Source organism: Shinella sp. AETb1-6, assembly GCF_009826875.1.
GTDB classification, from domain to species: domain Bacteria; phylum Pseudomonadota; class Alphaproteobacteria; order Rhizobiales; family Rhizobiaceae; genus Shinella; species Shinella sumterensis.
On the sequence record NZ_WUMM01000019.1, the window covers coordinates 17,698 to 39,158 of the forward strand.

General features: G+C 59.7%; 21 protein-coding genes. 11 read left to right on the forward strand and 10 right to left on the reverse strand.

Translation table 11 applies throughout. The features are described from left to right. The first annotated feature begins 236 nt into the window (after nt 1-236). The 10 genes from GR158_RS23165 to GR158_RS23210 all read left to right on the forward strand — a co-directional run bounded on the left by GR158_RS23165 (nt 237) and on the right by GR158_RS23210 (nt 9,781). Nucleotides 237-980 carry an ATP-binding cassette domain-containing protein gene (locus GR158_RS23165; RefSeq protein WP_160872768.1) on the forward strand — a complete coding sequence of 248 codons (744 nt, stop codon included), beginning with the start codon at nt 237-239 and terminating at the stop codon, nt 978-980. Between the two features lie 37 nt (nt 981-1,017). Continuing rightward, entirely contained in the window at nt 1,018-1,998 is a 981-nt protein-coding gene (locus GR158_RS23170; RefSeq protein ID WP_160872802.1) for an ABC transporter permease, read from the forward strand. A 90-nt stretch (nt 1,999-2,088) separates the two neighbouring features. Then, nucleotides 2,089-3,105 carry a sugar-binding protein gene (locus GR158_RS23175; RefSeq protein WP_160872769.1) on the forward strand — a complete coding sequence of 339 codons (1,017 nt, stop codon included), beginning with the start codon at nt 2,089-2,091 and terminating at the stop codon, nt 3,103-3,105. A 64-nt stretch (nt 3,106-3,169) separates the two neighbouring features. Then, the gene (locus GR158_RS23180) at nt 3,170-4,294 is read left to right on the forward strand and encodes a Gfo/Idh/MocA family protein (protein WP_202402414.1); all 1,125 of its coding nucleotides are present in this window, start codon (nt 3,170-3,172) and stop codon (nt 4,292-4,294) included. A 165-nt stretch (nt 4,295-4,459) separates the two neighbouring features. Beyond that, a complete protein-coding gene (locus GR158_RS23185) occupies nt 4,460-5,335 on the forward strand; it encodes an NAD(P)-dependent oxidoreductase (protein WP_202402415.1) in 876 nt (291 codons plus the stop codon). A 50-nt stretch (nt 5,336-5,385) separates the two neighbouring features. Then, on the forward strand, nt 5,386-6,459 hold the full coding sequence (locus GR158_RS23190) for a Gfo/Idh/MocA family protein (protein WP_160872771.1): 1,074 nt from the start codon (nt 5,386-5,388) through the stop codon (nt 6,457-6,459). Continuing rightward, complete coding sequence (locus tag GR158_RS23195) at nt 6,459-7,298, forward strand: sugar phosphate isomerase/epimerase (RefSeq protein ID WP_160872772.1); 840 nt, start codon at nt 6,459-6,461, stop codon at nt 7,296-7,298. Before GR158_RS23190 ends, GR158_RS23195 begins: the two co-directional genes overlap by 1 nt. Next, nucleotides 7,295-8,098, forward strand: coding sequence for an alpha/beta fold hydrolase (locus GR158_RS23200; RefSeq protein ID WP_160872773.1), 804 nt, complete (start codon nt 7,295-7,297; stop codon nt 8,096-8,098). Before GR158_RS23195 ends, GR158_RS23200 begins: the two co-directional genes overlap by 4 nt. A gap of 49 nt (nt 8,099-8,147) precedes the next feature. Beyond that, nucleotides 8,148-8,801 (forward strand): ribulose-phosphate 3-epimerase, encoded by a 654-nt coding sequence (locus tag GR158_RS23205; RefSeq protein ID WP_246665765.1) that lies wholly within the window; start codon nt 8,148-8,150, stop codon nt 8,799-8,801. Beyond that, the gene (locus GR158_RS23210; protein WP_160872774.1) at nt 8,798-9,781 is read left to right on the forward strand and encodes an ROK family protein; all 984 of its coding nucleotides are present in this window, start codon (nt 8,798-8,800) and stop codon (nt 9,779-9,781) included. The genes GR158_RS23205 and GR158_RS23210 overlap by 4 nt, the downstream gene beginning before the upstream one ends. A gap of 210 nt (nt 9,782-9,991) precedes the next feature. Here the strand turns inward: GR158_RS23210 and GR158_RS23215 are convergent, their stop codons facing one another. Beyond that, nucleotides 9,992-10,900, reverse strand: a complete 909-nt coding sequence (locus GR158_RS23215) for a dihydrodipicolinate synthase family protein (protein ID WP_160872775.1) — start codon at nt 10,898-10,900, stop codon at nt 9,992-9,994. A 318-nt stretch (nt 10,901-11,218) separates the two neighbouring features. On the opposite strand from GR158_RS23215, the gene GR158_RS23220 reads away from it, so the two are divergent. Beyond that, nucleotides 11,219-12,865, forward strand: coding sequence for a choline dehydrogenase (locus tag GR158_RS23220; protein ID WP_160872776.1), 1,647 nt, complete (start codon nt 11,219-11,221; stop codon nt 12,863-12,865). Nucleotides 12,866-12,923: 58 nt separating this feature from the next. Here the strand turns inward: GR158_RS23220 and GR158_RS23225 are convergent, their stop codons facing one another. The 9 genes from GR158_RS23225 to GR158_RS23265 all read right to left on the reverse strand — a co-directional run bounded on the left by GR158_RS23225 (nt 12,924) and on the right by GR158_RS23265 (nt 21,461). Continuing rightward, entirely contained in the window at nt 12,924-13,703 is a 780-nt protein-coding gene (locus tag GR158_RS23225) for a GntR family transcriptional regulator (RefSeq protein ID WP_371731776.1), read from the reverse strand. 66 nt (nt 13,704-13,769) lie between these two features. After that, the gene (locus GR158_RS23230; protein WP_160872777.1) at nt 13,770-14,798 is read right to left on the reverse strand and encodes a proline racemase family protein; all 1,029 of its coding nucleotides are present in this window, start codon (nt 14,796-14,798) and stop codon (nt 13,770-13,772) included. Between the two features lie 70 nt (nt 14,799-14,868). Then, a complete protein-coding gene (locus tag GR158_RS23235) occupies nt 14,869-15,549 on the reverse strand; it encodes a GntR family transcriptional regulator (protein WP_160872778.1) in 681 nt (226 codons plus the stop codon). An 11-nt stretch (nt 15,550-15,560) separates the two neighbouring features. After that, the gene (locus GR158_RS23240) at nt 15,561-16,646 is read right to left on the reverse strand and encodes an ABC transporter ATP-binding protein (RefSeq protein WP_160872779.1); all 1,086 of its coding nucleotides are present in this window, start codon (nt 16,644-16,646) and stop codon (nt 15,561-15,563) included. Nucleotides 16,647-16,658: 12 nt separating this feature from the next. Then, entirely contained in the window at nt 16,659-17,447 is a 789-nt protein-coding gene (locus tag GR158_RS23245) for an ABC transporter permease (protein WP_160872780.1), read from the reverse strand. Then, nucleotides 17,448-18,323, reverse strand: coding sequence for an ABC transporter permease (locus tag GR158_RS23250; RefSeq protein WP_246665766.1), 876 nt, complete (start codon nt 18,321-18,323; stop codon nt 17,448-17,450). A 116-nt stretch (nt 18,324-18,439) separates the two neighbouring features. Beyond that, entirely contained in the window at nt 18,440-19,579 is a 1,140-nt protein-coding gene (locus GR158_RS23255) for a PotD/PotF family extracellular solute-binding protein (RefSeq protein ID WP_160872781.1), read from the reverse strand. A gap of 311 nt (nt 19,580-19,890) precedes the next feature. After that, nucleotides 19,891-20,457 carry a DUF1349 domain-containing protein gene (locus tag GR158_RS23260; RefSeq protein ID WP_202402419.1) on the reverse strand — a complete coding sequence of 189 codons (567 nt, stop codon included), beginning with the start codon at nt 20,455-20,457 and terminating at the stop codon, nt 19,891-19,893. A 65-nt stretch (nt 20,458-20,522) separates the two neighbouring features. After that, entirely contained in the window at nt 20,523-21,461 is a 939-nt protein-coding gene (locus tag GR158_RS23265; RefSeq protein ID WP_371731777.1) for an ABC transporter permease, read from the reverse strand.

The window sequence follows — 21,461 nt, forward strand, 5'->3', positions numbered from 1 at the left end:
ATAGCCGGATTTATATCTTTTGTAAAAAAATGTCATTCCGTTTCGTGAGAGATTTGCCGCTCAAACTATGGAATTCAGAAAAAATGCTGAGATGATGATGGCTTAAAGGAACCATGTCAGGCCTACTGACGTAATTTTCGTGGTTTTGGCAAAAAACATTCTTCATTGACAAAGAGAGATACGTTCTATTTCTTACTTTAAGAAAGATATCTATCCAAGCTCAGGGAGGAGGTTGGATGAGCAAGCTTGCCAGTCTCGAAAACATAGTCATGGAATTTGGCGCCATCCGCGCACTCGACGGCGTGTCCATCGACATCAACCGCGGCGAAGTGCTCGGCTTGATGGGTGACAACGGTGCGGGCAAGTCGACACTTGTGAAGACCATTGCCGGCAATTTCCAGCCGACCTCCGGCCGCTATGTCTTCGAGGATCAGGATGTCCGTTTCTCGGGCCCAGCCGATGCCCGCCGGCACGGTATCGAAGTGGTTTATCAAGACCTGGCGCTTTGCAATAACCTCACGGCTGCAGCCAACGTCTTCCTCGGCCGAGAGCCGATGCGGCAGGTCGGGCCATTCCGGGTGCTCGACAAGAAGCTGATGAACACGCGCTCGGCCGAAATCTTCCGGGAGCTGAAATCCGAGACACGGCCGGCCGATCTGGTTGACCGCATGTCCGGCGGCCAGAGGCAGGCGGTCGCGATCGCCCGCACGCGGCTTTCCAACTCCAAGCTGGTACTGATGGACGAACCAACGGCAGCCATCAGCGTCCGACAGGTGGCCGAGGTTCTGGCGCTGATCCGGCGGATGAAGGAGCAGGGCCTCTCGGTCATCCTTATCAGCCATCGTATGCCCGATGTCTTCGATGTGTGCGATCGTGTCGTGGTCATGAGGCGCGGCAGCAAGGTCGCTGACAAGCCGATAAATCAATCCAGCCCGGAAGAGGTCACCGGCCTCATCACCGGCGCCATCCAGACCGCCTGAGACGGGAGGAACCATGTCCCAGCAAGACGTCTCCGACATGAATGTCGACCTCCTGAAACGCCATGACCGATCGCTTCTGCGCCGGCTGATGCTCACACAGGAAATGTGGATCGCGATCGCAATCGTCGTCCTTGGCCTTGCCGTCTCAATGATCTCCGGCAAGTTCGCCACATCAGGCAATCTCATGAACGTGCTGCAGAATGCCTGCTTTATCGGCCTGATGGCGCTCGGCATGACGCCGGTGCTGATCAGCGGCGGGATCGACATTTCCGTCGGCTCGATCCTCGGGTTGAGCGGCGTGACCCTTGGCGTCTTGCTGAATGCCGGCGCGCCATTGCCGGTCGGCATTGCCGGCACGCTTGCCGTCGGCCTCGTTTTCGGCGGTCTCAACGGCGCCGTCATCACGCTCGCCAAGTTGCCGCCGTTTATCGTGACACTGGCGACCTTGTCGATCGGGCGCAGCCTTGCGCTCGTGGTCAGCGACAACCAGGTGTTCTACGAATTCGGCACGGCGACGGAATCGATCCTGGCGCTCGGTGGCGGCTATACGCTTGGCGTTCCCAATGTCGTTTATGCGCTCGTGGTCTTCGTCATCTTGCTGCATTGCCTGCTGACCATGACGCGCTGGGGCCGATACATCTTCGCGATCGGTGGCAACGAGAGCGCTGCGCGTCTCGCTGGCATCTCCGTCGATGCCATCAAGATCTCGGCCTATGCCTTCAGTGGCCTGATGGCCGCCATCAGCGCGATCTTCCTCGTCGGCTGGCTGGGTGCGGTCACGAACGCTATCGGCACGGGCTACGAATTGCAGACTATCGCCTCGACGGTCATCGGCGGTGCGTCCCTGACGGGCGGTTTCGGCACAGCGCTTGGCGCAGCGATCGGCTCGATCCTGATCGAGGTGATCCGCAATGCGCTTCTCATCGCCGGCGTCAATCCGTTCTGGCAGGGCACGTTCGTCGGCGGTTTCATCCTCGCTGCCGTCCTTCTCGAACGCATTCGGTCACTGCGTCGCTGACGCCGTGTCCACCAAAGTCAGGGAGCGGGGGAGGAGTGCCGCCGCGCCGTGAAATGAATGTCTTTAACAGCGAACCAAGGAGGAGATACCATGTCGCTGTCAGGAAGCCTGAAATTTACCCTGTCATCCGCGGCAATTGCGCTTTGCGCCTTTGGCGCGACGGCCAATGCCGCAGACCGGGAATTCGCACTGGTCTTCAAGGTGCTCAACAACGCCTTCAGCCCACCGATCGATGCCGGCTGCAAGGATGCTGCCAAAAAGCTCGGTGATGTCACCTGCACCTATATTGGCCCGACCGAGTATGACGAAGCCAAGCAGGTGCAGCTTGCACAGGACATGATCACGCGCGGCGTCGACGGGCTCGGCATTTCCGCCGGCAACCCGAAGGCCATGGCGCGCATTCTCAAGATGGCGAACGACAAGGGTATCCCGGTCGTCACCTTCGACACCGACGTGCTGCCGGAAGACGCGGGCCTGCGCGCCACCTATATCGGTACCGACAACTACTCCTTCGGCGTGGAACTCGCCAAGAAGGTCCTGGAGAATAAAAAAGAAGGCGGCACGGTCTGCATTCAGTCCGGTGCGCCGGCCTCTGAAAACCTGAAGGCCCGCGTCCAGGGTATTCGCGACACCCTCGCCGGTGCTTCGAAGGACCAGCCGGTCGCCACGCTCACGGGCCAGAACGGCTGGACGGAGCCGGCCGGCTGCCCGGTTTACAACAACGACGACATCGCGCTTGCGGCCCAGCAGGTTCGTGACGTCATGACCAACCATCCGGATCTCTCCGCCTTCGTCGCCGTCGGTGGTTGGGCGCAGTATGCTCCGCAGGCCTACAAGCAAGCAATGGAACCGCTGAAGGAACGCCTCGACAAAAAGGACCTCGTCGTGGTCTTCGGTGACAACTTTGGCCCGCAGCTTCCGCTGCTCGCTGAGGGCCTGAGCCACTACAATATTGGCCAGCGCCCCTATGACATGGGCTACGAGACGATCATGGCTCTCGACAAGCTCACCAAAGGCGAGAAGCTCGAACCGTTCATCCAGACGGGCACGGAGACCTGCACCCCGGCCGACGCACTGACGACCTGCGGCAAGGTCGCCGCCAAGTAAAATCGCCTCCAGAGGGACGGGCCGGCGAAACCGTCGGCCCGTCTCATTCCAGACAGGACAGGACATGGGAACGCTGAAACTGGGTATGGTCGGCGGCGGGATTGGTGCGTTCTTCGGCGCCGCCCATCGTGCCGCCGCTGCGATGACGGGACGCTTTTCGCTGGTCGCGGGCGCCTTCTCGAGCGATCCGGTTCGCGCGCGCGAAAGCGGACACGCTCTCGGTCTGGCACCGGAACGCTGCTATGGCGACTTCGAGACGATGGCGAAGCGTGAGGCAGGCGACGACGGTATCGACCTCGTCGCCGTGGTGACGCCGAACCACCTGCACGCGCCCGCCTGCCACGCCTTCCTTGGCGCCGGTATCAACATTCTCTGCGACAAGCCGTTGACCGCCACGTTGGCTGACGCGCTCGCACTCCAGACGGCGGCGGCCGGCAGTTCATCTCTATTCGGTGTCGCCTATACCAATGCCGGCTTCGACATGGTGCGCGAAGCACGCTCGATGGTGGCGGCGGGCGAAATCGGGAGGGTGCGCCTGGTTCGTGTCATCTTTCCGCAGGAATGGCTGGCGACCGCCGCCGAGACGACCGGCAACAAGCAAGCCGAATGGCGTACCGATCCGGCAAGAAGCGGTGCCGGTAGCCTTGGCGATATCGGCACCCACGCCTTCCACCTTGCGGAATTTGTCACGGGCCTTTCGGCGACCGCTCTCTCAGCGGAAGTCGATACCTTCGTCCCGGGCCGCCGTGTCGACGACAACGTGACGGCGAAGCTGCGTTTTGCCGGTGGCGCCAAGGGAATGCTCTGGGCAAGCCAGGTGGCGATCGGCGAGACAAACGGGCTCAGGATCGATGTGCATGGCGACAAGGGTTCACTCGGCTGGACGGTCGAGGCGGCGAACCGGCTGACCTTCGCGCCGCTTGGCGGCCGGCGCATGGTGATCGACCGTGCCTCGCACGGAACGGCTTTCAAGGGGACAATGCCGCCTGGTCATCCCCAGGGCTTCATCGAGGCGCTCGCGCGGCTCTATCTCGACATGGCCGACCAGATCGACGCGCACCGCGGCGGCCGCGCCCCGGCGGGGGATGCCTTGCTGCTGCCGGGCATTCACGATGGCGTGCGCGGCTTGCGTTTCGTCGATGCCGCGCTTCGCTCGGGTGCCGAAGATGGCCGCTGGACAGATATCTGAAGGGAAATGTTCATGACCACACGGTTCCGTACCTTCATCATGGCGCATCCGCGCCTCGTGGAAGATGTCTTCACAGAGGCCCATCTGGCGCGTCTGCGTGCGCTTGGCGACCTCGTCATCCACGAGGGTGACGTCCTGACGGATGAGGATTTCGAACGACACGTCGTGCCGGCCGATATCGCGATGGGCATTTTCGACATGCCGGCCGAGCGGTTGGCGCGTTGTCGAAATCTCAAGGCCTTCGTTAACAGCGAGGGAAACTTTCTGCCTAATATCGACTACCGTCATTGCTTCGAGCACGGCATCCGCGTGTTGTCGGCAAGCCATGTCTTTGCCGAACCGGTCGCAGAAATCGGGCTGGCCATGGCAATCGACCTCGGCCGCGGCATTACCGAGGCTGACCGGTTGATGCGCGAGGGCAAAGAAGAATACGGATTTGCGGCGAACCGCACAGCACAGCCGTTGATGCGTGCCCGGGTCGGACTGATCGGCTTCGGCGATCTTGCCCGCGCCCTGCTGCCCCTGTTGAAGCCGTTCACCTCTGCGATCGAGGTGTACGATCCATGGGTGCCGGCCCTTCTGATCGAGCAGGCCGGATGCCGGCCAGTGACATTGGATTCTATCCTCACCCATAGCGATTTCATCTTTGTGCTCGCGGGCGTGACCTCCGAAAACACCGGTTTCCTTGACAAGCGTGCATTCGATTCGATGAAAATGGGAGCATGCCTGCTGCTTCTGAGCCGTGCAGCGGTGGTCAACTTTTCCGACATGCTGGATGCGGCCGCATCCGGCCGCATCCGTGTTGCGACCGACGTCTTCCCCGTCGAACCAGTCGCTCCCGATGACCCGGTGCGCCGGACGCCGAACATCATTCTTTCGCCCCATCAGGCCGGCGCCATGGAAGCGACGCTCAACGCCATGGGCGCGTCGATCACCGCCGATATCGAGCTGATCGCCCGCGGTCTTCCGCCCGCCGTCTGCAAGGTGGCGCAGCCGGAGACCGCCACGCGCTTCCGCAGCATGCCTGTATCGAAGAGCTGAAGAACACGGGGCGGTCTTGAAAGCACGTCCACCACGGAAAGGACAATGGGATGAATGAGGGAAAGCCGCTGCTGAAGGTTGGCATTCTCGGTTGCGGGCCGATCTCACAGGCCGGTCATTTCGAAAGTGCCGTGAAAGCGCGCAATGCAGAGCTTTACGCCATCTGCGACGTCGCGGACGACCTGCGTGCCCGCATGGCCGCGACCCATGCGCCGAAAAGGGCTTTCTCCGATTACGATGTCATGCTGGCCGATCCGGATGTCGATGCGGTCATCATCGCGACGGCGGACGCCTTCCACGTCGCCGCCGCAGCCCGCGCGCTCGAGGCCGGCAAGCATGTGCTCTGCGAAAAGCCGCTCGGCATGACCGTCGAGGAGGTCGAAGGCCTGCGGCCCGTCGTCGAGAAAAGCGGGAAGGTCTTCCAGGTCGGCCATATGAAGCGCTATGACGCCGGCCTTCAGAGCGCCAAGCACTTCATCGATACGGACATGGGCGAGATGCTCGCGTTGAAGGCCTGGTATTGCGATTCCACCCACCGCTATGCGGTGACCGACGCGGTCCAGCCCTACATGATCCGTAGCGCCGATGCGAAGAAGCCATCGCGAAATCCAAAGGCCGATCTCGAGCAGTATTTCATGCTCGCCCATGGCAGCCACCTGCTGGATACCGCCCGTTATTTTGCCGGTCCCATCCGCGCCGTCGATGCGCGTCTGCGCCGGAGGTTCGGTGCATACTCTTGGTTCATCGATGTCGAGTTCGAAAACGGCGTCATGGGCCATCTCGATCTGACGGTCGCTGTGCGGATGGATTGGCACGAAGGCTTCCAGATCTACGGCGAATACGGCAGCATTCTCGGCAAGACCTATAATCCATGGCTGTTCAAGAGCAGCGAGGTGGACATCTTCAGCGAGAAGACAGGCGCGACCAGCCGTGTGCTGGGAGCGGACGGCCATTTTTACCGGCGCCAGCTGGAGGGCTTTGCGGATACCGTTCTCCAGGGCGGACCGCTGACCGGCGCCGGAATCGAGGATGGTATCGCATCGGTGCGCGGCATGGCGGCGGTGATGCAGTCGGTTCGCGAAAAAACGCCGGTGAAGCTCGCCGACGCGCACGGGGGCGTCTAATGCGTGTCGGTATCTTCGCCAAGACCTTTGCAGGCATGACGCCGGACGTCGTGCTCGCGGCCGCGAGCAACGCTGGCTACGCGTCGGTGCAGTACAATTTCGCCTGCTCCGGCCTTGGTGCCTTGCCGCAGACAATCCCGATCGCTGCCGTCACGGCGATCCGTGAAGCCTCGGAACGAACCGGCGTCGCCATCGCTGCGTTCTCCGCCACCTACAACATGATTCATCCGGATAGCGCCGTGCGAGAGGCCGGCCGTCGCAGTTTCGCCGCGATCGCCGCAGCGGCACGTCCGGCGGGTGCGACCCTTCTCACGGTGTGCACGGGAAGCCGGGATGCGGCCGACCAATGGCGCGACCATCCGGACAACCAGGGCGTCGAGGCATGGCAGGACATGGTTGCCGAGTTCGGCCATCTGCTGGCTGTCGCGGAACAACACGACATCTTCATCGGCGTCGAGCCGGAGCTCGCCAATGTGATCAACTCTGCTGCAAAGGCGCGGCGCCTGATCGACGTGATGGCGAGCGAGCGTATCCGCATCGTGCTGGATCCGGCCAATCTCTTCGAGAGCGAGGATGCCGAGGCACGCGGCCGCATCATCGATGAGGCCATCGACCTGCTGAAAGATCGGATCGCTATCGCGCATGCCAAGGATCGCAATGACGACGGCTCCTTCGCCGCCGCGGGCAAGGGCGTCATCGACTATCCGCGCTATGTGGCCTCGCTGCGGAAAGCGGGGTTCGATGGCGACGTGATCACCCATGGACTTTCCGCGGTGGAAGCGCCGGGCGTCGCCGCCTTCCTTGGTCCGCTCGTCGCGTCGGAAGGGCCCGACACATGAAGCATTCGCGCCATCCCGTCGAAGGGGCGAGCCTCGCGGTCTACGAGGAAGGCGAAGGCATGCCTTTCGTTTTCCAGCACGGCCTTTGCGGGGACCAGGCTCAGCCGGGTCAGGTCTTTCCGGCTGATGTCGGCTTCAGGCGCATTACCGTGGAGTGCCGCGGCCACGGCGTTTCGGAGGTGGGTCCCAAGGTGGCGTTGTCGATCGCCACCTTCTCCGCCGACATTGCCGATTATCTTGCGAGACAGGGCTCGGGACCGGCCGTCGTGGGCGGGATCTCCATGGGAGCGGCGATTGCGCTGCGGCTTGCCGTGCGCCAACCCGAACGGGTTCGGGCACTGGTTATTGCCCGACCCGCCTGGATATGTGACGCCAAGCCCGCAAACATGGCGCCAAACCGCATCGTCGGCGAACTTCTGGACCACTATCCGATACAAGAGGCGCGCCGGCGATTTGAGGCCTTGCCCCTGGTGAAGGAACTGGAACGAGATGCGCCGGACAATCTCGCCTCGATCCGCGGTTTCTTCAATCGCGAACCGATCGACGTTACGGCAGCGCTGCTCCGGGCAATCTCGACGGATGGCCCTGACGTAACCGAGGCAGAGGTCTCTGCCATAACGGTGCCGACGCTCGTGATCGGCCACGGGCGCGATCTCGTTCACCCGATTGGTCATGCCCGGGCGCTTGCCGGGATGATCCCTGCCGCGCGGCTGGTGGAGATCACGCCGAAAGCCGATGACGCCGATGCGTATCGCGCCGATTTCCGCGCTGCCTTATCGTCCTTTCTTAGGGAGCTCTGAGATGCGGCCTTCGCCCGATTGGCTCGAAAGCCTGCCCAAGGAACGGCTGATGGCCGAGATGTCGCTCTGGTCGGCCGACCTCGCCAGGCTCGGTGCGGAGATCGCCCGGACCGATCCCTTCGCCGACCTCTATCATATCGACGTCGCAGACGGCCACTTTGCCCCGGCATTGCTGTTCTTTCCGGATCTCGTCGCAGTCTGTCGCCGAAGCACGGCAAAGCCTTTGCATGTCCACTTGATGGCATCTGATGTGATCCTCGAGGCGCAGATCCGTCAATTCGCCGATGCTGGCGCGGACGCAATCAGCATCCACGCCGAAAACCAAAATCTGGAGGTTTGTCTCGATCTCATCGACAGCCTCGGACTCGTCGCCGGCATCGTGCTGCAAGTGCAGACACCCGTCGCGGCCGCAGACGCCTTTTTAGATCGCATCGGACTGCTGACGCTGCTCGGCACGCGGATCGGCGTCAAGGGGCAGGCGCTGGACGCCCAGGCCGCAGACAGGCTTCGCGAGGCGAAACGGACGACGCCAGGCCCCATCGTTCTCTGCGCCGATGGCGGCATCCGCGAGAATACAGTGCCTGATCTCGCCAAGGCAGGTGCCAGGACCGTCGTCATGGGGTCGCTCGCCTTCGGGTCGGAGAACCTCGCAGAACGCATGGCGTGGATCCATGCGCAACCGGTGGAGCGAGGTCTTGCATGAACGACGATTTCACCATCGGCCTCGACCTTGGCGGCACGCAGGTTCGCGCGGCGCTGGTGCGCGCGGGAAAAGTCTTGGCGCGCACGGCGGCGCGCACCGATGTGAGTGGACCAGAAGAAGTAATGCGGCAGTTCCGCGCGCTTGTTGCGGAGGTGTCGCATGCGGCAGGCAGCGCTCCAATCCGCGCGATCGGTATGTGTGCCCCCGGGCCGCTCGACACCGTGAGCGGGGTTATCGACCACATTCCAACCCTCCCTGGCTGGGAACAGTTTCCTCTGCGCGACCGCCTGTCGGCGATATTCGGGATACCTGCGATCGTCGAGAATGACGGCATCGCCGCGGCCTTCGGCGAATGGCAATACGGGGCCGCGCGCGGGCTGGACCATACGGTCTACGTCACGGTGAGCACCGGCATCGGTGGCGGTGTCGTTGTCGATGGGCGCCTGATGCATGGTGCGCGGGGAATGGCCGGCCATGTGGGGCATTTCACGCTTGCTGCGGAGGGGCCGACCTGCTCCTGCGGGCGTGTCGGTTGCTTCGAAGCGGTTGCCGCCGGTACGGCGTTCGGTAAGCGGGTCCGCGCGGCAGCGAACGAAAACCCGACCTCCTTTTTAGGCAGGATGGCCGAGAAAGGGATAATCGAGGGGCGCCATGCGGTCGAGGGCGCGCGGGCGGGCGACGCTGCTTGCCTTGCCCTCATTGCTGAGGAGGCTGATTGGCTTGGCTCCGGCTTCGCCAGTTTATTGCATCTCTACAGCCCGCAGATGCTCGTGATGGGCGGTGGCGTGTCTGTCGCATTTGATTTGCTTGAACCCGGTATCCGTGCGCGTATCCGCCGTGATGCCATGGCTCCCTTTCGAGAGGTGCCGGTCGTAAAGGCAAAACTTGGCGACGACGCCGGCTTGGTCGGTGTGGCCGAGCTGGCTGTTCTCCAGCAACGCACAGCGGGCAGCCTCCATGGCCGGACATCGAAAACGTAGCACGATGCTCCGGCATCCAGCCGGGTGAATCAGCGTCGCCAGAACTCCGTTTGAACGTCAAGCCGGAGTCGCTTTTTTGCCGCCGCGACGCATTTTCTAGAGTGGTCAACAGGCCGGTGGCTTCATCGACATCCGGTACCATTTCGCAGACTAGGTGGACACAAAACCCTCGCCTGTTTGACGGCGGACGAGGGGTTTGTGCGGATGAAATCAAGCGGCCTTCTTGTTGCGGGCCGCGAGTGCGGAGATTGCATGCTTTATGGTCGACACAACGAAATCACGCTCGGCGCCGACAAGCGGCAACCGGGGAGCACGGGTCCATTCCGGAGCGCCGTAGACGAGGCTCTCGGCAAGCTTGATGTACTGGACAAGCTTGACATGCGTATCAAGATGGAAGGACGGCGTGAGAATCCTGTAAAGCGCGCGGGCTTCAGCGTAACGATCTTCAGCGCAGAGGTTGAAGAGCTCGACACATTCGACGGGCCAGACATTCGTCATGCCGGAAACCCAACCGGTAACGCCAAGCGCTGAGCTCTCGACGATGAGGTCATCGACACCACAAAAAATGCTGAAGCGATCACCGAAGGCCACGTACATGTCCGTTACGCGGCGAATATCGCCAGTCTCTTCCTTTACGCATACGATTTCGGGCACATCGACAAGATCCTTCAGAACGTCAACGGTGCAATCGACGCCGTAAGCGATCGGGTTGTTATAGATCATGATCGGCAGTGATGAGGCGCTGGCGATGCCCTTGTACCAAGCGACAGTTTCACGGTTGTCAGTCTTGTAGCCAAGACTTGGGAACACCATGAGCCCCTGCGCTCCGAAGGATTCATAGAGCTTCGCGTTCTTCTTCGCATTTTCAAGCGTGATTTCAGCAAGGCCCGAAAGCACAGGGATACGACCGTCGACCACGTCGACAGCGGCCCGAATGACAGCTTCCCGCTCATCCATGTTCATCGATGCATTTTCACCGAGCATCGGGAGAACGATAATGCCCGACACACCCGATTTCACCAGGCGGTCAATGCTTGCTTTGGTTTGTTCGATATCGACGTTGCCGTCCTGCGTCAGTTTTGTCGTCACTGCCGGAAATACGCCTGTCCACTTCGTCATATCCACTCATCCTGTCATGTTGATCTTAAGGTAAGATTGGATCCAATCTACAATCAAACAACTGTGCTGTCCACTCTCCTCGGGAAACTTTTTCGGCGCCCATTTGCGCTCGCCTGTCTGATATGACCGTGCTCGTGGTGATTTGCCCGAGTCGATACTAGACGCAGCCTTTCGAATATAATAGATTGGATACAATAATGGCATAGGCGTTTTCCTCAGTTTGGTTCTGCATTGGCGAAACCCGCATGGGGTAACCTTACGACAAACGGTCATGCCGACCGCTGCCAGTCTGATCGGAATTCTAGTTGAGGACGTGAAATGCCAACGAAAACATACGATTACATCATAGTCGGTTCAGGCGCTGCCGGGTCGGTTGTTGCCGCTCGGCTCGGCGAGGACCGCAATCTGAGCATTCTTGTTCTCGAGGCGGGTCCTCACGACAATTCGATTTATGTACGCATGCCGGCGGCCATGTCCTATCCGCTGACGGACAAGGCCCGCACTTGGGAATTCGATACAGGGCCGGAGGCCGCATTGAATGGCCGGATGGTGCCCCATATCCGCGGAAAGATGCTGGGCGGTTCGGGGTCGCTTAACGGAATGGTGTATGTTCGCGGCAATCCGCGAGATTTCGATCGTTGGGCCGAGGACGGCCTAACAAATTGGTCCTATGCACATTGCCTGCCGTATTTCAAAAAGCTCGAGACCTATGACGGCGGGGCGAACCAGTATCGCGGTGGAGAAGGGCCAATCGCCATCACGACGCTGAAGGCGCAACTTGAGCCCTTCCAGGCATTTCTCGAGGCCGGGCAACAAGCTGGCCACGCATTCAATCCAGACTACAATGCCTTTCGTCAGGAAGGCGTGCATGCGTACCAGGCGAACATCGACAATGGAATCCGCGCAAGCGGGGGGCGCGCTTATCTTCGGCCGGCGATCAAACGCGGAAACGTGGAACTGCAACTTGGCGCGCTGGTGCATAAGGTGCTGTTCGAGGGCAAGCGGGCGGTCGGCGTACGGTATGAACAAAAGGGACAGATTCTTGAAGCACGGGCGGCCCGTGAGGTTATCCTTGCGGGAGGCGCTTTCAACTCCCCGCAATTGCTCCTTCTGTCTGGTATCGGTCCCGCTCATGAACTCGCCGAACACGGCATAATGGTCGTCTCAGACTTGCCGGGCGTTGGCAAGAGCCTCCAGGATCATGTTGCTGTGTCCATCAAGTACAGGGCGTCGCGTAGGGGCGTTTCGCCGGCCGTGGACATGAACCTGTTCAAGATGGCCCTCATCGGCGCTCAATGGATGTTCCTGCGCAGCGGCCTTGGCACGACAAACCTCTGGGAGGTCGGCTCCTTCTTCAAGAGCAGCGATCACGTCGACTATGCGAACATCCAGCACGAGTTCTTGCCGATGCTTGGCGAGCTCATGCACGGTAAGGTCAATATCGAGGAGGGGTTTCAATACCAAGTCTGCCTCGGTCGGCCGAAGAGCAAAGGTGCGGTCACGCTTGTGAATGGAGATCCACGCAAGCACCCGTCGATCGTGCTCAACTATCTCTCGCACGCCGAAGATCGCCGCAACCTGATTGATGGTGTCCGGCATACGGATGAGATCATCCAGCAGCGTGGCTGGGACAAGATCAGGGGGGAGGCAATTTTCCCGGGTCTGCGCAATTGGAGCGACGAAGACGTGTTCGCATGGTTGCAGGAAAACATGGGCACACAATATCACCCGTGCTCAAGCTGCCGTATGGGTAACGATGACCTCGCCGTGGTTGACGACGAAGGACGTGTACATGGGCTTGATGGCCTTCGCGTTGTCGATGCGTCCATTCTGCCGCGGATCACAAACGGCAACCTGCATTGCCCGACGATGATGATCGCCGAAAAGATTTCGGACCGCATCAAGGGCGTTCCGGCCCTTGCGCCGCAGCCCATCTCCTATGAGGGCCAGAAGGAAGCTGCCTGATCGGCTCCGACCGAAGAGTGCCTGCGCACATGGCGCGGGCACCGGCCGTGAAAATGAATTAGGACGTGACCTTTGCGCCGCGGTGTCGAAGGCCGCGGATAACATCATCACGAGCATCGGCGATGTGCTTCTTGAGAAGCTTTTGCGCGGCGCTGCTGTTGCCGTCCGCAAAGAATTGCGCGAGCGCGCTATGCTCCTCCAGCGCCTTCGTCTGTGCTGTCTTGGCGTCGATCTGGAGCCGTAGATATCGATCAGCGGAATTGTAAAGCGAGGAAAGCACCGACAGAGACCGTGGCCTGTCAGCTGCGTAAGAAAGTGCGATATGGAAGGCCCAGTTCAACTGGCTGAGGACCGCGGGGCTTTCTCCTGCCAGAAGCGCCTTCTCATAATCGCGATAGGCGCCCTGGACGCGCTCGACATCTTCGGACGTTGCCTTTTCCATCGCTTTTGCGAGGATGAAGGGTTCGAAGATCAGGCGCGCCTCGAATATGTCGACGGCGTCTTCAGGGGTGAGCTTCGCCACGACCGCACCCTTATGCGTATGAATGACGACAAGCCCTTCAGCCTCCAACTGGACCAGCGCTTCACGCACCGGAATGCGACTGACTCCAACTTCCTCGGCAATCGCCTCCTGGCGTATCTGATGACCGCCTTCATAGTAGCCGGATATAATCCGGTCACGAAGCAGATCGAGGACAGAGGATGTAACGGTTCGGCGCTTGATAGAAGGGGAGGGTTTCATCACGGACTCATTTATGTGCTGGACCGTATATTGAATACAAAACCCTCGCTGGGCAAGCAACTGACACGCGCAATTTAGCGGATAGATCGATTTCACTATACGATCCACACGCAAAAAATGCAAAGAAGTCCAGACGGGTCTGCTTCGCGACGGCGCGTAGCTTCAGGCAAACCACGTGTCTGAAAGTCGATATCCTTCCGGGAACGGATCCTCGGGATCGACCCCGTAGTGGCTCACACCCGTAAGCCATGCCCGCCCTGAGACCTGTGGCGTGACGGCGGGGATCGGGCCGGCGGTTCCAGTCTCCAGTATTTTGCAGTCGAATACCGTATCGAGGATCGACAGGTGACGGAACGCCTCGCCAACTTCCAGGTCTCCACGGGCATGAAGCAGTGCCATACGGGCCGATGTACCGGTTCCGCACGGGCAGCGATCGAGCCGACCCGGCGACACCACCACGGCATTCTTCGACGTTTTAACCCCGTCCACAACCCGGAGCGGACCAGCGAATTCGACCTGGTTTATCGTGTGGATCTGCGGGTTTTCAGGATGGACGGACGGCAACTGGTTTGCCGCTGCCGCCTTGATCTTTTCACCCACCTCCACCAGCAGACGGGCTTCGGTCCGATCAAGCGTCAGGTTCAGGTCCTCGGCGTCCACGATACAGTAGATCATGCCGCCATAAGCGACATCCACGCGCAGGGTCCCGAGGTCCGGGACTTCGATGGTTGCATCGCGATGCATTACGAAAGACGGGATGTTGCGGAACGTGATGCGCTTGCACTTGCCGTTCCTGCATTCCGCCACAACTTCCACAAGCCCTGCCGGCGTATCAACACGGACGATCGTCTGTGGCTCGGTCATCGGGATCATGCCGGCTTCGAGCGCCACCGTCACGGTGCAGATTAAATTCGAGCCGGACATCGGGACGAAATAATCGGATTCCATCACGATCATCCCGATATCCGCGTCGTCGCGGCACGGCGGCGTGATCAGGTTGACTGCGGCATTGACACTTCCGCGAGGATCGAAAAGCAGCATGTTTCGAAGCCAGGCGCCGTCGCGTTCGAGATTTTGCATCCTCTCGAACATCGTCTTGCCCTTGGGAGGCAAGACGCCGCCGGTGATCACCCGGCCCACTTCGCCCTCCGCATGGGCGCCTACGACTGTAATAACCCGATCAAGTTGCATGTTTTTCCTCTATCAAAAATGAACGCCGCCGGCGTGTGGAACCGTTGGGCGGTGCGAGCCCAAGCGCGGCTCATGGGCCCTTGTTCAAGATATTCAAGCTCTTTGTAACATCGTCTCGTGCTGCAGAAATATGCCGGGCCAGCAGGCGTTGCGCCAGTGCCGCATCGTGCTGCACGAATGCGGCTGCGATCGCCCGGTGATCTTCGAGCGCGCTTTGCCGAGCCTCGGTATTGTCGATTTGCAAGCGCAGATACCGGTCCGCCGATCTATAGAGAGAGGATAGGACGGCAAGCGACCGCCAGCGCCCGGACGGGCTGGAAAGCGCATTGTGAAACGCCCAGTTCAATTGGCTGAGTTGCGCCGGTGACGCGTCGTTGGCGACCCCGCGCTCGTAGCCCTGCAGCGCTTTCTGCACCCGGCTGATGTCTTCCGGCGTTGCCTTCGTCACAGCTTGACGAAGAATGCTCGGCTCCAGGATGAGGCGCGCCTCGAAGATGTCGATGGCGTCTTCGACGGTCAGTTGGGCGACGATTGCGCCCTTGTGCGTGTGGATCTGCACGAAGCCCTCCGCCTCCAGTTGGACGAGAGCCTCACGGATAGGAATGCGCGACACGCCGAATTCCTCGGCAATGGCCTCCTGACGGATCTGCTGCCCGCCTGCATAGAGTCCTTCGACAATGCGATTCCGGATCATTTCTAGCACGCTGGCGGTAACTGTGTGGCGCTTTATGACGGGAGAACTGGGGTTCATATCTTCAACGCTCAGTGGCCGGGGGAGGCCGGCAGGACGACGGACCCGTCGTGAGGCCAGCAGACATGCACACGGTCGCCCACATTCGGCCGGCTCAGGCCCGGCATGTTCTGAACCTGCGCGCGAAGTGTTTCTCCACCGTCGCTGACAAGATGATAGAAGGACCGGCTGCCTGTGAAGAGCACGTCGGTCACGGTCGCCGGGATCGCATTGTCCCGTACGGGGTTTTCGGCGTACAGCGAAATCGCTTCCGGACGCACCGACATGATGGCAGCACTTTTTGAGGCGATCTCGTTTGTCGGCCGATAATGGAAGCTACCTTCAGACGACCTGAACGCCCTTCTGCCAGACGCGTCTTCGACGATCGTTCCATGCAGGATATTGGTCTCACCAAGGAACTTGGCCGAGAAAAGACAATTGGGCTTGTTGTACATATCTTGTGGCGTATCGACCTGCACGATTTGCCCACGGTCGATTAGCACCACGCGGTCCGAAAGGATCATCGCCTCATCCTGGTCGTGCGTCACATAGATGAAGGTCGCCCCGGTTTCGGCATGAATGCGCTTCATTTCCGTCAGCATATGCTGCCGGATTTTCAGATCGAGTGCGGCAAGCGGCTCGTCGAGAAGCAAAACCTTCGGACCGTTAACGAGCGCGCGCGCGAGCGCAACACGCTGGCACTGGCCGCCGCTAAGCTCGGTGATAAAGCGCTGCTGAAGGTGATCCATCTGCACGATGCGCAGCATGTTGCGGACCCGTTCCCGAACCTCATCCTTGCCGATGCCCTTTACTTTGAGGCCGTAGGCAACATTTTCGAACACGTCGAGGTGCGGGAAGAGGGCATAGCGTTGGAACACCATGTTGACCGGCCGCTTTTCCGGCGGAAGACTGGAGACATCTTTTCCGTCGATCTTGAGCGACCCGCTCGTGAGGCTTTCAAAGCCGGCGAAAATGCGCATCAACGTCGTCTTGCCGCAGCCACTCGGGCCAAGCAGCGTGACGATCTCGCCTTGAGCGATGGAAAGATTGATGTTCTGAAGCGCCTTGAACCCGCTAAAGGCCTTGTTGCCATCCGTGATTTCAATGATTGGGGGCATGGGCATTTTCCTTCAAGCAGCGTCGCGGCTGGAGAGATTTGTCGCACGCTTCATCGCGGCGGTCGCAAGAGCGATGGAAATGATGGCGATGGTAAAGACCATCGCGAGCGTGGAGATCGCGTTGATGAGCGGTGTGACCGTGCGGCGCATCATCGACCAGATGTACATCGGCAGCGTCGTCTCGGTGCCCGATACGAAGGCCGTGACGACGAACTCGTCGAACGAAAGCGCGAAACTGAGCACGGCACAGGAAATGAGCGTCGGCGCTATGAGAGGGAGCGTCACCCGGCGAAACGTAAGGACCTGGGAGGCCCCCAGGTCGCGCGATGCTTCCTCGAGGTTCGGATCGAACAAGACGAGCCGCGCTCGCATGGCAATCATCAGCATCGGAAGTGCAAGCACCACGTGGGAGATGACGATGGTGATCATCGAGAGCTGAACGCCGACCTGAGATGCAAGCACCAGCAGCGACACGCCGAAGAACAGACCCGGAAGCGCGATCGGGGTGATGCAAAGCACTTCGAGAACGGTGCGACCGTTGCGCCCCAGGCGCAACCAGGCCAGTGACGCTGCCGCACCAAGAATGAAGGTGATGATCGCGGTCAACGTCGCAATCCAGAAGCTCTTCCACAGGGCCGAGGCGAGCTGCGGGTCCGAGAAGATTTGCGCATACCATCGTAGGCTGTAGCCCGTTATGGGGAAGGTGAAAGACGGGCTTTCGTTGAAGCTGAACAGAACGATCAGCGCGAGCGGGACGAGAAGGAATGCCATGATCATATAAACTGTGACACGCAGGATCATCTATTTCTCCTGTCGTAAGATGCTTTTGCGAGGGCGGGTGAGGCCTGCCGCGCGGGCAAGTGCTGTAATGATCACGTAGACCAGGATCGATAGTGCGAACATGATGAACGCCTGCGCCGCGCCGAGCGGCCAGTTACCGGTTTTTCGGAACTGATCAGCGATAAGCAGGCCGGTGGTCTGCCCGGAGGAGCCGCCCACCATCTGCGGGGTGACATAGTCGCTTGCCGCGAGAATAAAGGTGAGCATGAATGCACCGATCAGGCCCTGTGCGGCATTGGGAGCAACGACCCGTACGAATGCACCGAGCGGGCTCGTTCCAAGGTCGCGAGACGCCTCGATAAGCTCTTTCTTGATTTCGCTCATCGCGGAGATCACCATCAGGATGGCGAAGGGGAGATAGATGTGCACGAGAGTGATACCCACGGCGAAGGGACTGAACAGAAAGGCCTCGACGGGTGTCGTGATTATGCCCAGTTGCAGCAGTGCCGCGTTCAGAAGGCCGTTGGTGCCGAGCAACGTACGCCAAGCATATATCCGCACCAGATAGCTGGAGAACCAGGTGACGAGGATAAGGTAGAATATCACCTTGGAGCGGGTGACGTAGGTCAGATAGTAAGCGATCGGGAGCGACAGCAGCACGGAAATCGTCGCGGTGACAAGGCCAATGAAGAGTGCGTTGAGCGTGACCTTGAGAAACAGCAGGGACTTTATCGACGAGAGATAGTTCGTCAGGACGAAATCCGGGACGATACGGAACGAGCTTGCCGTCCAGAAGCTATATGAAAAGAGAAGGAGGCTGGGGGCGACGAAGAAAATCACCATATAGGTGACTGCCGGAGCCGCCAGGAAACTGCCCGTTTTTTGTGAGCTGACCAACGAGATAACTCCTAGAGCATTTCTTGCCGAAACGACATCGCTTCGGCGTCGGACAATGCGGCAGAAAACTCAGCACATTCCCGGCCGCCAAGACGCCGCCGGGAATGCCGATGCACTTACATGCCCGCCTTGAACTGCTGCCAGGCCTGAATCCAGTCGTCGTAGTTTGCCATCTCACCCTCCGCCTCGACAGGCGGAATGCCGGGAAGTCCCGCGGAGAAAATCTCTTCGATCTTGGAATAATCGATACGCTGGCGGGCGGGTTCATCCAAAAGCTCGACCGCTTTCTTTGAGACGGGGGCTTGATGAATGCTCATGCAGACATTTGCCTGCACCTGCGGGTCAAGCGACTGATTTATGAAATCATGCGCGGTTTCAACATTATCCGCCGAAACGGGGATGAACCATGCGTCGACCCACAGAACCGGCCCTTCTTCGGGAACCGCCATCTTCAACGGCACGCCCTGAGCGGTGACCTGCTGAATGATCTGCGGATCCGCCACGACCACGGCCAGCACTTCCTTGGATGCGATGAAGTTCGCGACATCGCCCTGGTTGATTGCGATCAGTCGGGCTTGGTCGCGGAAGGCGCCGAAACCGTCAAACGCGGTTTTCAGCTCATCCTTCGTCAGGGACGGGTACTTCTTGCCGAAACCGGCCAAACGGGCAATCAGCGGCCAATTGCCTGTTGCATCGTCCATGATGGCGATCTTGCCCTTGAGCTCCGGCTTCAAGAGATCCTTGTAGGATTTCGGCTCGTCCATTTCCGCCGAGTTGTAGAGGAGCGTATTGAAGCCCCAGATGTAGGGGGATCCATAAAGCGTACCGTCCTTGAACCAAGTCGGCTTGTCGAAAAAGACGCTGAACAGGTTATCTGCGTTATAATTCGGGATTTTCGAGACATCGAGCGGCGTGACGATCTTGAGTTGGTCGATGTAAAGCTCGCTATAGGCCTGATTGTATTCGGCGAGATCAAGGGGCGGCGGGTTGCCGGCAATGAACTTGGTATGTACATCATCCTGCGATGCGATCGACGTGGTTTCGACAGTGACACCGTTCGCCTCTCGCCATCCCTTCAACTCGTTCGTCAGGTCATAGCCCTCCCATGCCATGACTTGAATAGTGCCGCCCGTTGCGGCTGAGGCAGGCGTCGAAAACAATCTTCCGAAACTGACCGTGAGGCCCGCGGCTGCGCCACCGACCAGAAGGGCTCGGCGGGTTTCATCAAAGGTTGGAGTTGCGTATTTCGGTCCCATAGCTGCGTTCCCTTGTTTTTAGTAAACAATATATTGGATACATTATCTAGCATGTCAATAGTTTTTAGCGAAGAGGCTACCCCTCGTCCTTTCGTATCGCCGCCCGCTAGGCGCTGGGAAACCGAGGCTAAGCGCCTAAGCATATAAAAATGAAGATTGGATATGATATAATAATAAGGCAATCTGAAACGCAACTGGCCCCGCAAAATGGCTCGGCGCCAGATCAGTGTTGGTCGGAATTGGTGGATACAAGCTCACGATATCCAGACCCCGCGGTCTTGCTTATCCCGCAGGGTCGGAACCGTATGTATTCAGTCGTGCAGCTCGCGTGCGATCGGAGGCCCGATAACGAAATCCTTGAAACGAGCGGTGAACCCCGCTCGCTCTGGCGAGCAGCACATCACGCCGACTTGAACTGTCTTCGTCGGCGGAAAATAGGCGAGGCGGACGGGTATCCATGTGCCATTCTCGCTGTTGAGATACTGGACGCGGATCGCCTCGTGATGGCGCGTCAGCCGGATGCGGATCCCACCGGTATCGACGGGCACCTGGACCAACGACCAGTCGGATTGGTTGTTGGTAACGACGACGGAGAAAAACATCTGGCCATCGGTGAATTCTATGCCCGTCTTGATCCAGTGGCTTTCGCTCAGGCGCATCATCAACCCCGCCTGATCATAGAGAGCCTCATAGTCGCCCTGAACCGTGACCTCGGTGCTGAAATCACCCTCAACCTCCCTCGACAGGAAGTGGCCATCGTCTCGCCAGAAGTCGTAGAATGTTTCACGCCAGTAATCGGTCTTGTCTCCCGTCACGACCTCCAAAGTCCCATCCTTGTATGAGCAGGATGAGGGTGCGCTGTACCATTCGAGCTTCATTCCAAACGCATCCATGCGGCTTATCCTTGTGTTGTGGGACAGGTAAATGGCTTGGTCCGGACTTTCTAATGATGTGCCGGTGATCGCCGTCTGCTGACGAGCAGCATCAAGATGATTGTGCTGCCGTATATGATCAGTCGCAGCGCCTCGGGCGCCTGCATCAGGGAAAGGACATTGGAGAGGAGCGTGAGCGCAAGCACACCCATGACGGTGCCGAGGTATCTGCCTTCGCCGCCGGTCACCTTCGTGCCCCCGACGACGACGGCGGCGATGCTTGGTAGCAGCATGGGATCGCCCATGGCCTGAAAGGCCTGGCCGGAATAGCCCGAAAGCAGCACCCCTCCGACGGCCGAGCAAAGTCCGGCCCATAGAAAGGCGAACAGAACCACGACACGCGTGGGGACGCCGGCAAGATAGGCAACGCGGGAGCTGCGGCCCATCGCGTATATCCACGCGCCAAGCGGCGTTAGCCGCAGGACGAGGACAAGAACACTTCCGACGAACAACCAGATCAATACGGCCACCGGAACGACGTCGAACACGCGTCCGACGGCGAGGTGGCGCATCAGGGGAGAGGCATTTGTTTGGGGGCTGTAGCCACCGGCATAGACCACTGTCAAACCGAGCAGGATAGCGTTGACGCCAAGTGTCCAAACCATGGATGGGGCACGAAGGATGGCAACGCCGAAGGCGTTGACACCACCAATCGCCAAGCCCAGCAACAGTGCCGCGGAAATAGCCGTCCCGTCATTGGCCCAGGCTGCCCCGCTGCTGAAAGCCCCGCAGGCGAGCATACCCGCCGCCGTTGCCGTCCAGGGCATCGAGAGATCGATCTCGCCGAGCAGGAGAACGACCATGGCGCCGCTGGCAAGAACCCCGACGAATGCCGCGATCTGCAACTGCTGCATGTAATAGTTTACCGAGATCGTCGCCGGATACGTGATGCCGATAACGATGGTCAGAGCGAGAACGAAGAGGCAGGCGATCCAGATCGACCGCTCCAC

Excerpts from the sequence above, each read along its gene's own strand:
- GR158_RS23165 (WP_160872768.1), top strand. The coding sequence starts at position 237 with ATGAGCAAGCTTGCCAGTCTCGAAAACATAGTCATGGAATTTGGCGCC.
- GR158_RS23200 (WP_160872773.1), top strand. The coding sequence starts at position 7,295 with ATGAAGCATTCGCGCCATCCCGTCGAAGGGGCGAGCCTCGCGGTCTAC.
- GR158_RS23170 (WP_160872802.1), top strand. The coding sequence starts at position 1,018 with ATGAATGTCGACCTCCTGAAACGCCATGACCGATCGCTTCTGCGCCGG.
- GR158_RS23230 (WP_160872777.1), bottom strand. The coding sequence starts at position 14,798 with ATGCAACTTGATCGGGTTATTACAGTCGTAGGCGCCCATGCGGAGGGC.
- GR158_RS23205 (WP_246665765.1), top strand. The coding sequence starts at position 8,148 with ATGGCCGAGATGTCGCTCTGGTCGGCCGACCTCGCCAGGCTCGGTGCG.
- GR158_RS23245 (WP_160872780.1), bottom strand. The coding sequence starts at position 17,447 with ATGATCCTGCGTGTCACAGTTTATATGATCATGGCATTCCTTCTCGTC.
- GR158_RS23195 (WP_160872772.1), top strand. The coding sequence starts at position 6,459 with ATGCGTGTCGGTATCTTCGCCAAGACCTTTGCAGGCATGACGCCGGAC.
- GR158_RS23190 (WP_160872771.1), top strand. The coding sequence starts at position 5,386 with ATGAATGAGGGAAAGCCGCTGCTGAAGGTTGGCATTCTCGGTTGCGGG.
- GR158_RS23180 (WP_202402414.1), top strand. The coding sequence starts at position 3,170 with ATGGGAACGCTGAAACTGGGTATGGTCGGCGGCGGGATTGGTGCGTTC.
- GR158_RS23215 (WP_160872775.1), bottom strand. The coding sequence starts at position 10,900 with ATGACGAAGTGGACAGGCGTATTTCCGGCAGTGACGACAAAACTGACG.
- GR158_RS23220 (WP_160872776.1), top strand. The coding sequence starts at position 11,219 with ATGCCAACGAAAACATACGATTACATCATAGTCGGTTCAGGCGCTGCC.
- GR158_RS23240 (WP_160872779.1), bottom strand. The coding sequence starts at position 16,646 with ATGCCCCCAATCATTGAAATCACGGATGGCAACAAGGCCTTTAGCGGG.
- GR158_RS23235 (WP_160872778.1), bottom strand. The coding sequence starts at position 15,549 with ATGAACCCCAGTTCTCCCGTCATAAAGCGCCACACAGTTACCGCCAGC.
- GR158_RS23260 (WP_202402419.1), bottom strand. The coding sequence starts at position 20,457 with ATGAAGCTCGAATGGTACAGCGCACCCTCATCCTGCTCATACAAGGAT.
- GR158_RS23255 (WP_160872781.1), bottom strand. The coding sequence starts at position 19,579 with ATGGGACCGAAATACGCAACTCCAACCTTTGATGAAACCCGCCGAGCC.
- GR158_RS23175 (WP_160872769.1), top strand. The coding sequence starts at position 2,089 with ATGTCGCTGTCAGGAAGCCTGAAATTTACCCTGTCATCCGCGGCAATT.
- GR158_RS23210 (WP_160872774.1), top strand. The coding sequence starts at position 8,798 with ATGAACGACGATTTCACCATCGGCCTCGACCTTGGCGGCACGCAGGTT.